Origin of the sequence: Saccharopolyspora oryzae, from assembly GCF_027853915.1 — a bacterium.
Taxonomy (GTDB): Bacteria; Actinomycetota; Actinomycetes; order Mycobacteriales; family Pseudonocardiaceae; genus Saccharopolyspora; species Saccharopolyspora oryzae.
The window spans coordinates 47,170-59,018 of record NZ_JAQGLA010000022.1; the positions used below are offsets into that span (position 1 = coordinate 47,170).

Consider the following 11,849-nt stretch of genomic DNA (forward strand, 5'->3'; position numbering starts at 1 on the left):
TCAGCCGTTGGCGAGTTTCAGGGCCGCTGTTTCGATGGTTTCTTCGTCGAGGAGGACGTGGTAGGCCGCTGCGCCGAGGGGGATGAAGCTGTCCTCGCTGGTCACGCGTGCGATCGGGCCGGTGAAGCCGCCGTCGATCAGAGCTGTCACCACCGATTCGGAGACTCCGCCGGTGCGGCGGGTTTCGTCGACCACCAGGACGCGGCCCGTTGCTTCCGCCGCAGTGAGCAGGTCGTCGACCGGGAGCGGGGACAGCCAGCGGAGGTCGAGGACCCGGGCGTGGATTCCGCGTTCCCGCAGGCGTTTCGCCGTGCGGAGGCTCATCGGCACGCCGTTGCCGAAGGTGACCAGGGTGAGGTCCGAGCCGTCGCCGTACTGGCGGGCCCGGCCGATCGGCACGTGGTGCTCGCCCGGTGCCGGGTACGGTGCCAGCCATTCGGCGTCGCCGGGTTCGTGCAGGTCACGGGTGTGGTAGAGGGCGATGGGCTCCAGGAACACGCACACCCGACCGTCCTCGCGGGCCGCCGCCACGCAGGTGCGCAGCATCGCTGCCGCGTCGTCCGGGCGGGACGGTGATGCGAGGACCACGCCTGGCATGTCGCGCAGGGCGGCGATGCTGTTGTCGTTGTGGAAGTGGCCGCCGAAGCCCTTCTGGTAGCCGTAACCCGCGATGCGCACCACCATCGGGTTCCGGTACTGGCCGTCGGAGAAGAAGCTCAGCGTGCTGGCCTCGCCGCGCAACTGGTCGGCCGCGTTGTGCACGTACGCGAGGTACTGGATCTCGGGAATCGGGACCAGCCCGGCGAGCCCGGCGCCGAGCGCGGTGCCGAGGATGCTCTGCTCGTCCAGCAGCGTGTCGAAGACCTTGGTGGCGCCGAACTTCTTGCGCAGCCCGCGGGTCACGCCGTACACGCCGCCCTTGCGGGAGACGTCCTCGCCGAACGCGATCACGCCCGGATCCCGCCCCAGCTCCTCGGCCAGGGACCGGTTGATCGCCTGCGCCACCGTCAGCGGACCTTCGTCCTCGGGCAGTTGCGCGCCGAAGTGCTCCTGTCGCTGAGGAGGAACCTCGCGCGCCCGGCGCTCCACGACGTCCGGCCGGTTCTGGCAGATCGAGGCCATCACCTCAGCGGCGCTGCTCAACTTCCGGCGTCCCAACGCCTCCTCGGCGATGCGGGCGACCTCGGCGCGCTTGGCCTCGTAACGCGCCAGCACCTCGTCCGGGCTCAGGATCCCGTTGTCCACCAAGGACTTCGCCGTGCCCAGCAGGGGATCGCGCTGGTAGTCGGTGGTGATCTCGGTGCGGGACCGGTAGCCGGATTCCACGTCCGAACCGGCGTGCCCCATCAGTCGCACCGTGCGCAGGTGCAGGAACGCCGGCGCGCGGTGGCGGCGAACCCAGTCCGCGGCCTCCCGCGCGACCGACAGGCACTCCACCGGATCGGAGCCGTCGGCGGTGAAGTACCGCAGTCCCGTGCGGTTGCCGTAGGTCGACTCGATCCAGCCCTTCGGGGTCCGTACGCTGATCCCGATCCCGTTGTCCTCGCACACCAGCAGCAGCGGCATGGCCAGGCCCTGGAATGCGCAGTGCAGCGCGGAGTTGATCGCCCCGGTGGTGGTCGAGTGGTTGGCCGAGGCGTCGCCGAAGCTGCACACCACGACCGAATCGTCCGGCCAGGCGCTGGTCACGCCGAGCTTGGCCGCCCGCCCCAGCGAGAAGGCCAGCCCGACCGCGCGCGGCAGGTGGGAGGCGATGGTCGAGGTCTGCGGGATCACGGCCAGCTCGGCGTTGCCGAACACCTTGTGCCGACCGGCCGAGATCGGCTCGTCGGCGGAGGCGACGACGCCGAGCAGCACGTCGCGCAGCGGCTGCTGGCCGGGCACCTGGTGGCCGCGGCGCACGTAGAAGCCGCCGGAGCGGTAGTGCAGCAGCGCCGGGTCGGTCGGCCGCAGCGCGGCGGCGACCGCGGCGTTGGACTCGTGGCCGGACGAGCCGATGCTGTAGAAGCCCTTGCCCTGCTTGCCCAACTGCCGCGCCTGCAGGTCGAGGTGCCGGCTGCCCGCCTGCGCGTCGAACAGGGCCAGCAGGTCGTCGGCGAGCTCCGAACCGGTCGCCGGATGAGCGGACCAACCGGCCACGGTGCGATGGAAGAACTCGTCAACGGGCTCGGCTATGTCGCTCATGGGGTCCTCCGTGTCGCGTGCTTTCGGTCGTGCGCTCACGACTCGTGCGGGTCCGCGTGCCAGTCGTTGGCCACCAGGGCGCAGGACTTGGCCAGGCACTCCAGTGCCATCGGCAGCAGCGGATTGGTGTTCTGCTTGCGGTACAGGGCTTTCACCCGGCGGTAGGGCTGCCACCCGGCGATGCGGCAGATCCGCACCGCCTGGTCCGGGATCGCCAGCCCGGGCAGCACGGCCACCCCGAGGTCGCGGCCGACGAGGTCCCGGATCACCGAGTAGTCGTTGCTGCGGAAGGTGATCCGCGGGACGAAGCCCGCCGCGGCGGCCAACCGCACCAGCGACCGGGCGCCCGCGGTGTCCTGCCGGGTGCATATCCAGGCGTCGTCGGCGAGCTCGCGCAGATCCACCTCGGCGTGGTGGGCGAGCCGGTGCGTCTCGGGCAGTGCCAGCCGCAGCGGCTCGGCCATCAGCTCCTCGACGCACAGCTCGATCGGCCACTGGCGGGGGTCCAGGTCGTACTCGAAGACCACCGCGGCGTCCACGGTCCCGTCCAGCACCCCGCCGAGCACCTCGTCCGGCTCGCCCTCGTCGAGCTGCACCTCGGCGTTCGGGCGTTGCGAGACCACCGCGGCCAGCACGTCCGGCAGCACCCGTGCGTTGGCGGTGGCGAAGCTGGCCAGCCGCAGGCTGCCTTCCTCGCCGGCGACCATCGCGCGCACCTCGCGTTCCAGGGAGTCCAGCGCGCCGAGCGCGTCGCGGCTGCGGTCGGCGAGCCGGATGGCTAACGCCGTGCTGCGGGCGCTGCGGGCGGAGCGTTCGAACAGCGGTGATCCGATCGCGCGCTCCAGCAGCACCATCTGCTGCGAGACGGCGGATGCGGTGTAGCCGAGCGCCCGCCCCGCTTCGGCGAACGAACCGGTGCGCACGCATTCCTGGAGGGTTCGCAAGTGGATCGGGTTCAGCATACCGGCCCCTTCAACTCTCGAGCTTCGAAGCAACGTTCGGCCTTCGGGGTGCTCAGGCGCAATACCCAGAACTCGACGGCGGTGGTTTTGCCTGGTGAGCGCTCGTGAGCACTTTGTGGTGCCAGAGCACCGCAAAGTGCTCACGAGCCTCGACCTGCGGACTAGGCGGGCTGCGGGAGTCGTCCGCGCAGCTCCATCGCGGTGCGCACCCGTTGCTTGGCCAGGTCGAGAGCCGCTTCGTGCGGGAGCATTCCGCTGCGGTTCGCGGTGTCGAGGACGAGCACGGTGTTGTTGCGGGTGCGTTCGGCGACCTCGGCCAGGATGGCGGTCGGTTCGGGGCGGAACGCGGAGTGCCGCGCGTCCATGGCGAAACCGGCCGCGATGGCGCCACCGGCGTTGGCGATGAAGTCCGGCACCACCGTGATCTCGCGCCCGGCCAACAGCATTCGCGCCTCGGGCGTGGTCGGCAGGTTCGCGCCCTCCACGACCAGATCGGCCCGGATCTTCGCCGCCACGCCTTCGTCGATGACGTCCTGCCCGGCCGCGGGAACCAGCACGTCGCAGTCCACCAGCAGCTCCTCGCCGCGCGGGATGCGTTGCGAGTCAGCGGCTTTGGCCACGCAGGCGTCGCCGAAGTCGGCGCGCGCGTCCAGCCACTTCGGCACGTCCAAGCCGTCCGGGTCGTGCACCGAACCGTCGATCGTGGACAGCGCGACCAGCTGCGCGCCGAGCTCGTGCAGCCGCTTGGCGGCAGCGGCACCGACCGCGCCGAAGCCCTGCACTGCGACTCGAGCGCCCTTGATGTCGCGCCCCTGGTGCCGCAGCGCGGCTTCGACGGCTTCGGCGACCCCGTGACCGGTCACGCCGAGCTGGTCGTAGGGCACCCCGCCCAGCGTTTCCGGCACGCCGACCGCTGCGCCGCGGTCGCCGAGCTCGTCCTGGATGATCGCCGCGTCGTGCTCGGTCATGCCCATGTCCAGTCCGGCGACGTAGCTGGCGGGGATCTGGTCGGCCAGCCGCCGCGCGAAGGCGCGCACGATCCGCTCCTTGTCGGGGGAGTCGGGGTCGGCGAAGATGCCCGCCTTGGCCCCGCCGTGGAACAGGTCGACCGCAGCCCACTTCCACGTCATCACCCGCGCCAGCCGGGCGATCTCGCCGACGGTGACGGTCGGGCTCATGCGGGTGCCGCCCTTGCCGGTGCCGCGGGCGGTGTTGTCGATGACCAGCACGCCCCGCATCCCGGTGCGCGCGTCCGAGACGCACACGACCTTCTCCGGACCCCACTCGTCGATCTCCTGCAACAGATCACGCACGGTTAGCGCTCCTCGTAGAGAATGCGGAATTTGTCTTGCTCTGCGGTGCTGGTCACCTCCCGGCACGCGATTTCAATGGAAATCAGAGGTCCGAATTCCATTGAAATCGCGTTACCGGGTGACCGCCGGTCACACGCAGTTGTGCTCGGGGCGGATCTCGGCGGCGGCGAAGCGGCGCACGTCCAGCGCCGAGACGTCGACCACCGGGGGACGGTCGAGCACGAGATCGCGCAGCACCTCGCCGATGGCGGGGCCCTGCAGGAATCCGTGCCCGGAGAAACCGGTGGCGTACAGGAACCGGCCCGGCCCGTCGGCCTCACCGACCAGCGCGTTGTGGTCGGGCGTGACTTCGTAAAGCCCGGCCCACCCGTGCGCCACGCCGACCTCCGCTAATCGGGGCGCCCGCCGGGCCACCGCGTCGGAGAGCCGCCCGAGCCAGCGGTCGTCGGTGCTCAGGTTGAACCCGTACTCCTCGTCGGGGTCGGACATCCCGATGAGCAGCCCGGGGCCTTCGTCGTGGAAGTAGAAGCTGGTGGCGAAGTCGATGGTGAACGGCAGCCGGGGCGGCAGGTCTGCGACCGGTTCGGTGACCAGGATCTGCCGCCGCAGCGGGCGGACCGGCAGCTCGACGCCGACGAACTCGCCGATCGCCGCCGACCACGCACCCGCCGCGCACACCACGGTCGAGGTCGCCACCGACCCGTGATCGGTGTTCACGGCGGTGATCTGACCGCCGGTCACGTCGATCCCGGTGACGGCGCAGTGCCGCCGGATCACCGCGCCGTGCCGCCGGGCGGCCTGCGCGTAGCCCTGCACCACGGCCTCCGGCGTGCAGTGCCCGTCGGTGGGGGAGAAGGCGGCGGCCAGCAGCCCGTCGGGCACCGCGTACGGGGAGAGCTCGCAGGCCTCGGCGACGCTCAGCATCCGGCTCGGCACCCCGAACTCGTTCTGCAGCCGGACGCCGTCCTCGAACGCCGCGACGTCCTCGGGGTCCGACAGCAGGAACAGGTAGCCGTGCTGCTTGAGGTCGATCTCCCCACCGGGCCTGCGCGCGAAGTCCTCGAACGCGCGCAGGCTGCGCTGGCCCAGCTCGATGTTGACCGGGTCGGAGAACTGCGCCCGAACGCCGCCGGCGGCCTTGCAGGTGCTGCCCGAACCGAGTTCGTCGCGCTCCAGCAGCAGCACGTCCACGCCGGCCTCGGCGAGGTGGAAGGCGGTGCTCGCGCCCACCACCCCGCCGCCGATCACGACGACCTCCGCCCGCGCGGGCAGCGTCACCGCGCACCGCCGAGTTCGGGGGGCAGCTGGTAGTCCAGCTCCGGTTCCACGGTGTCGACGTCCATCTGGGCCTTCTGCAGCTTGCCGGAGAAGTCCCAGTTCAACGACTGCCAGCGGGTGAACTGGTCGAGCACCCACACCCCGGACTGGCGGCTGCCGTTGCCGGACTTGCCGTTGCCGCCGAAGGGCAGGTGCGCCTCGGCACCCGAGGTGGAGTTGTTCACGCTGACCATGCCCGCGCCGATGCCCTGCCGGAAGCGGAACGCGCTGGCCGGGTCGGTGGTGTAGATCGCTGCGGACAGCCCGTAGCCCGGCGCGTTGCCCAGCTCGATCGCCTCGTCCAGCGTCTCGTAGGTGCTCACCCCGACGATCGGCCCGAAGGTCTCGTTGCGGAACACGTGGTCGTCCGGGCGCAGCCCGTCCAGCAGCACCGGGTGGTAGTACAGGCCGGTCGCCGGGTCGCCGTGGAAACCCTTGCGCGGCGCGGATTCGGTGATCCGGCCGACCGATTCGGAACCGAGCACGGTGTGGTGGTCCTGGATCTGGCCCAGGATGTTCTCGAAGTTGTCGGCGAACTTCTGGTCCAGCAGCGGCCCGTAGAGCACGTCACCGGTCGGGTCGCCGATGGTGGCCGCGCGCAGCGCCGCGTCGAGCCGGCGCACGAACTCGTCGTGGATGTCCCGGTGCACGATCAGGTTGCCCAGCGAGGTGCAGCGCTGCCCGGCGGTGCCCCAGCCGGAGAACAGCGCGCCCTCCACGGCCAGGTCCAGCTCGGCGTCCGGGGTGACGATCATCGGGTTCTTGCCGCCCAGCTCCAGGCACGGGCTCTGCAGGTACTTGCCGCACAGCGCGCCGACCTGCGCGCCGACCGCGCTGGAACCGGTGAACCCGACCTTGTTCACGGTGCCCGCCGCCAGCGCGGTCTCCAAGCCTTGGAAGGTCGATTCGCCGTCGGCGTAGACCAAGTTCAGCACGCCCTTGGGCACCCCCGCCCGCCAGGCCAGCTCGGCCAGCGCGCGGGCGACCCCGGCGGCGTACTCGGCGGGCTTCCACACCACTGCGTTGCCGCACAGCAGCGCGGGTACGAGGTACCAGGACGGGACCGCGGCGGGGAAGTTGCCCGCGGTGATCACGACCGCCACGCCCACCGGGACCCGGAAGGTGAACAGCTGCTTGTCCGGCATCTCCGAGGGCACGGTCTGGCCGTAGAGGCGCCGGCCTTCGCCCACGAAGAAGTCGCAGGTGTCGATGATCTCCTGGACCTCGCCCAGCGCCTCGGCGCGCGGCTTGCCGATCTCGCGGGTCACCAGCCGCGCCAGCGACTCCTTGTTGGCCTCCACCAGCCGGCCCAGACCGGCGATCACGCGCCCGCGCACCGGTGCCGGGACCTGCGCCCACTCGCGCTGCGCGCGCTGAGCCTGCTCGGTCGCCGCGGGCAGCACCTCGGGACCACCGAGCGTGACCTCGGCGACCACGTCCTCCAGGTTCGCCGGGTTCCGCGAGAGGTACTCGCCCCCGCCGTCGACCCGTGCCGGGGTGTCCGGACCGATCACGGAGCTCAACGTCGACTGCACCGAATGCACCTCTTCCTGCTCGAACGTCTCTGTGCCGTCGGAGGTGACGCCTCGATGTGCTGCACGCCACCTTCGCCGCAGGCTCACCGTAGTTCGTCGGAGGGGTGTTCGCGGAGAATCAGGAGAGTGATTTCTCCTCCAGCTGAACAACAGCAATCCTGTTGCTCGTCACCCGTGCCTCGTGCTCCGCACGTCCGGCCCGGGCCCGCAGTTTCAATTGAAACTGTGATCCGCCGTGCCTGGAGTCCGCAGTTTCAATTGAAACTGTGCGTCCCCGGCGTGTCCGGACCCCGACGCGCCGGTGCGTGTCGGGACTCCCGCAAATTCAATGGAAATCAGAGGTCTGATTTCCATTGAATTTGCGGCGTTGGGAACCCCGGGCGGCTGGGGGATGGGGCTCTACCGGAGCGGGGTGGGGTGTGGCAGCGTGCCGCTCATGAGCATGTGGAGCGATGCCGACGTTGCCGCGGCGCTGGGCCTGGACACCGCGATCGCTTCGCAGCGGCTGGCGTTCGAATCGCTCGGCCGGGGCGAGGCGCAGCTGGCCGAGAAGGTCGCGATCCGGACCGGAGACGACACCGCCTTGTCCTACCTGAGCCGCCTGTCGCCCAAGCACGGCGCGGTGAGCAAGCTCGTCACCGTCCACCCCGGCAACGCCGAGCGCGGGCTGCCGGCGATCTCGGCGACGGTCCTGGTCATGGATCCGACGACCGGTCAGCTCGTGGCCACGCTGCAGGGCACGGCGCTCACCGAGATCCGCACCGCGGCGGGCAGCGCCGTCGCGGCGGACGCTCTGGCGCCGCCGGGCGCCGACGAGCTCGCGGTCATCGGCTCCGGCGTGCAGGCGCGCGCCCACGTGCGCGCGATCGCGCGCGTGCGCGGGCTGCGCGAAGTGCGGATCTACAGCCGCGGAGCGGAAAGGCGCGAAGCTGCGGCAGCGGAGCTGGCGGCGGAGCTGGGCTTGTCGGTGCGAGCGGTGGCGAGCGCGGAGGAGGCGGTGCGCGGAGCGCCGCTGATCGCCGCGTGCACCCTGAGCGCGGAGCCGGTCGTGCCGACCGGCGCGGTAGCGGCGGGAGCGACCGTGATCAGCGTCGGCAGCTTCGAGCACCACCGGTGCGAGGTCGACGCGGAGCTGGTCAAGCGCGCGGGAGCGGTCGTCGTCGACGATGTCGACACGGCCGCGGCGCACGCGGGCCCGATCGCGCGAGCGCTGGAGCGCGGCGACGTCACGCGAGAGCAGCTGCGAACGCTGGGCGAGGTGCTCGTCGGAGCGGCGCCGGGGCGCCGTGACGCGACGGAGGTCGTGTTCTACAACAGCGTCGGCTTGGGCGTGCAGGACGCTGCCGCGGCGCACGCCGTTCTCGGCACCCTCTGACCGGTCGAATTGAGCCGAACAGGAAGTTTGTCCAATTGAGGCGGCGGTGAGTTTTCGGTTGCACTGCGGTGAAAAGCCGGTTCAGGAGTCCGGTCCGCGCAGGCTTTTCCGTTGGCAGTGAAGCACTTGCGCGGTCCGCGAGGTCCGTTCGTCGTAATGCAGCTGAAAGCCTGCTGGGGCTCAGGGGAACGCATCCGCGCGCTTCGCGTCTTTCCCGGGTGCGTTCCATGGACGACCATCCCCGCATCGCTTGAGCGCAGGAGCGATCAGGCGCAGCTCGCGGGGAGGAACGCATGCGCGACGAGACTTCCGCGACGGGTGGGTCGCTGTTCGGCACCGGACCGAACGGCATCTTCCGCCGCACCATCCCGAAGCCGGAGGAGCAGACCGATCGGCGCATGCTGCGCGTGCTGGGCCTGCCGCAGCTGACCATGATCGGCGTCGGGGCCATCATCGGCGCCGGGATCTTCAGCCTGGCCGGCGCGGTGGCGCGCGACGTGGCCGGACCGGCCGTGCTGGTGTCGTTCCTCATCGCCGGCGTGGCTTCGCTGTGCGCGGCCTTCGCCTACGCCGAGTTCGCCGGGATGGTCCCGCGCGCCGGGTCGTCCTACACCTACGCCGCCGCGGTGCTCGGCGAGGTCGTCGGCTGGATCATCGGCTGGGACCTGCTGCTGGAGTACACCGCGATCGTCGCGACCGTGTCGATCGGGATGTCCGGCTACGTCGCGTTCCTGCTGGAATCGGTCGGGATCGACCTCCCGACCTGGATGCTCGGCGCGCCCGGCACCGGCGAGGGCCACCGGGTGGACCTGATCGCGATGCTGATCTGCCTCGGCGTGGCCTGGCTGCTCAACCGCGGCACCAAGACCTCCGCGAAGGTCGACGTGGTGCTCACCGTGGTCAAGATCGCGGTGGTGCTGCTGGTCGTCGTGGTCGGCTTCTCCAAAGTGGACACCGGGAACCTGACGCCGTTCGCGCCGTTCGGCTGGGGCGGTGCCGTCACCGGCGCGGCGACGGTGTTCTTCGCGGTCTTCGGCTACGACGCGCTGTCCACCGCAGCGGAGGAGTCCGTCGAGGCCCGGAAGCTGCTGCCCAAGGCGATGCTGCTCTCCCTGCTCATCTCGATGGTGCTCTACGTCGGCGCCTGCATCGTGCTCACCGGCATGGTGCCCTACACCGAGGTCAACCCGGACAGCGGTTTCTCCAGCGCCTTCGCCAGCGTCGGGATGCCCGGCGTCGCCGTGGTGATCGCGGTCGGGGCGGTGCTGGGCATCGTCACGGTCAGCTTCTCGTTCATGATGGGCGCTTCCCGGTTGTGGTACGCGATGAGCCGCGACGGGCTGATGCCGAAGTGGTTCGGCGAACTGCACCCGGTGCGCCGGGTCCCGCACCGGGCGACCTGGATCCTCGGCATCGTCTCGGCGGTGCTCGCGGGTCTGCTGCCGGTCGAGGAAGCCGCCGAGCTGACCAACATCGGCGTGCTGTTCGCCTTCGTCCTGGTCTGCGCCGCGGTCGTGGTGCTGCGCTACCGCAAGCCGGACCTGCCGCGCGGGTTCCGCTGCCCGGGCATGCCGTTCGTGCCGATCCTCGGCGTGCTGTTCTCGGCCTGGCTGATGTCGTTCCTGGCGGGTGAGACCTGGCTGCGCTTCGCCGGCTGGCTGGTGATCGGCCTGCTGGTCTACTCGCTCTACAGCTACCGCAACACCCGCCGCGTGATGCCGGGCGGTTCGGTCGACCTCGCCTCCCTCGACGAACCCGCCCGATGACCGGCTGGAAGCCGCGGGTCGCGGCCGGGGTCTTCGGCGCTGCGCTGGTCACCGCCGCGGTCGTGCTGGGGACCGGCACAGCCGGAACGCTGTGGGGCCTCACGCCGATCGTGGTGTACGCGATCCTGGTGCTGCTCGACGTCGACGTCGTGCTGGCCACGCTCGGCGCGCTCGTCATCGCAGCGGTGCAGACCGGCACCGCGCCGTTGGCGATGGGCGAGCTGATGGGCGAATCGCTGGGGTCGTTCATCGCCGTCGTCGGGATGATCGTGCTGCTCGGCGGCGGTCTCGGCCGCGTGGTCACCGAGACGGGCGCGGCCGCGACCATGGTCCGGGCGGTGCTGCACGGCATCGGCATCAGCACCCGGTTGCGGTTCCGGCTCGGCGTGATGGCCTCCGCGACGCTGCTCGGAGCGGCGCTCGGCACGCTGTCCGGCGCGAGCGCGCTGCTGGTGCCGATCGTGCTGCCGATCGCTGCCGCGCTGCGGGTGACCCCGCCGTCGATGGCCGCGATGTTCCACGCGGGCACCGCCGCAGGACTGGTCACCGGGCCGTTCACGCCACCGGTGGTGACCATCATGGGCGCGGCGCAGATCAGCTACGGCGAGTACCTGCTCAACGCCGGGATCCCGATGGCCGTGGTGGTCTGGCTGACCGGTCTCGGCATGTCCCACCGCATCCAGCGCTGGACCGCCGGCGAGTCCTACCCGGAGGAGGTCGCCGAAGACCTGGCGCACGAACCGGCCGCGGCGAAGCGCGCGACGATCGGGTTCCTCGGCAGCATGGCGGTCCTGGTCGCGCTGGGCATCGTGTTCCAGGCGGGCTACACCTACGTGCTGATCGTGATGCCGGTCAGCGCCGCGATCACCGCGCTCCTCGGCCGCATGCAACCGGGCGCGGCGCTGCAGGCGATGTACCGGGGAGCGCAGCCGCTGCTGTGGCTTTTCCTGCTGTTCTGGCTGCTCAACCCGATGCTGGAGCTGCTGGAGAAGTCCGGCGCCTACGACGCGATGCAGCGGCTGATGGCCCCGACCCTCGACGACGTCGGACCGTGGTTGTTCTGCATCATCGTGCTGCTCGTGGGCTGGCTGGGGATCTCCGGCGCGGCCGTGGCGCAGGTCGTGCTGCTGCAGAAGCTGTTCGGCCCAGCGCTGGCTAGCGCCGGAGTCCCACCGGGCGCGTGGGCCGCGGTCCTGCTCGGCTCGTCGCAGATCGACTGGTTCGGCCCGTTCCCCGGGCCGGACATGATCGGCCAGATGGGATTGGCGCGCTCCCGGAACCTGCGGATGATGATGTACAACGGCTGGGCGATCATGGTCGCCAACCTGGCCCTGTTCGCAGTGCTGTTCTTCGTCCTCACCTGACCCGGGTGGCGGGCGCCGGTCGTCCGAGGGGAG

At 70.7% G+C, this 11,849-nt stretch carries 8 protein-coding genes; 3 read left to right on the forward strand and 5 right to left on the reverse strand.

Annotation, left to right across the window (positions count from 1 at the left end):
• From OU415_RS16305 to OU415_RS16325, 5 genes are all read right to left on the reverse strand, one after another.
• Positions 1-2,184: a thiamine pyrophosphate-dependent enzyme gene (locus tag OU415_RS16305; RefSeq protein ID WP_270949640.1), complete on the reverse strand. Its 2,184-nt coding sequence runs from the start codon at positions 2,182-2,184 to the stop codon at positions 1-3.
• 35 nt (positions 2,185-2,219) lie between these two features.
• The gene (locus OU415_RS16310; RefSeq protein WP_270949641.1) at positions 2,220-3,146 is read right to left on the reverse strand and encodes a LysR family transcriptional regulator; all 927 of its coding nucleotides are present in this window, start codon (positions 3,144-3,146) and stop codon (positions 2,220-2,222) included.
• 161 nt (positions 3,147-3,307) lie between these two features.
• Positions 3,308-4,459, reverse strand: coding sequence for a Glu/Leu/Phe/Val family dehydrogenase (locus OU415_RS16315; protein WP_270949642.1), 1,152 nt, complete (start codon positions 4,457-4,459; stop codon positions 3,308-3,310).
• A 129-nt stretch (positions 4,460-4,588) separates the two neighbouring features.
• Entirely contained in the window at positions 4,589-5,737 is a 1,149-nt protein-coding gene (locus OU415_RS16320; RefSeq protein WP_270949643.1) for an NAD(P)/FAD-dependent oxidoreductase, read from the reverse strand.
• Positions 5,734-7,311: an aldehyde dehydrogenase family protein gene (locus tag OU415_RS16325; RefSeq protein WP_270949644.1), complete on the reverse strand. Its 1,578-nt coding sequence runs from the start codon at positions 7,309-7,311 to the stop codon at positions 5,734-5,736. Before OU415_RS16325 ends, OU415_RS16320 begins: the two co-directional genes overlap by 4 nt.
• 436 nt (positions 7,312-7,747) lie before the next feature.
• Between OU415_RS16325 and OU415_RS16330 the strand changes: the two genes are divergently transcribed.
• The 3 genes from OU415_RS16330 (at position 7,748) to OU415_RS16340 (ending at position 11,816) form a co-directional block, all read left to right on the forward strand.
• Complete coding sequence (locus OU415_RS16330; RefSeq protein ID WP_270949645.1) at positions 7,748-8,686, forward strand: ornithine cyclodeaminase family protein; 939 nt, start codon at positions 7,748-7,750, stop codon at positions 8,684-8,686.
• Positions 8,687-8,979: 293 nt separating this feature from the next.
• On the forward strand, positions 8,980-10,452 hold the full coding sequence (locus OU415_RS16335; protein ID WP_270949646.1) for an amino acid permease: 1,473 nt from the start codon (positions 8,980-8,982) through the stop codon (positions 10,450-10,452).
• Positions 10,449-11,816 carry an SLC13 family permease gene (locus tag OU415_RS16340; protein WP_270949647.1) on the forward strand — a complete coding sequence of 456 codons (1,368 nt, stop codon included), beginning with the start codon at positions 10,449-10,451 and terminating at the stop codon, positions 11,814-11,816. Before OU415_RS16335 ends, OU415_RS16340 begins: the two co-directional genes overlap by 4 nt.
• The last annotated feature ends 33 nt before the right edge of the window (positions 11,817-11,849 follow it).

Coding starts and splice junctions, on each gene's coding strand:
- OU415_RS16305 (WP_270949640.1), bottom strand. CDS start 2,184: ATGAGCGACATAGCCGAGCCCGTTGACGAGTTCTTCCATCGCACCGTG.
- OU415_RS16310 (WP_270949641.1), bottom strand. CDS start 3,146: ATGCTGAACCCGATCCACTTGCGAACCCTCCAGGAATGCGTGCGCACC.
- OU415_RS16330 (WP_270949645.1), top strand. CDS start 7,748: ATGAGCATGTGGAGCGATGCCGACGTTGCCGCGGCGCTGGGCCTGGAC.
- OU415_RS16335 (WP_270949646.1), top strand. CDS start 8,980: ATGCGCGACGAGACTTCCGCGACGGGTGGGTCGCTGTTCGGCACCGGA.
- OU415_RS16340 (WP_270949647.1), top strand. CDS start 10,449: ATGACCGGCTGGAAGCCGCGGGTCGCGGCCGGGGTCTTCGGCGCTGCG.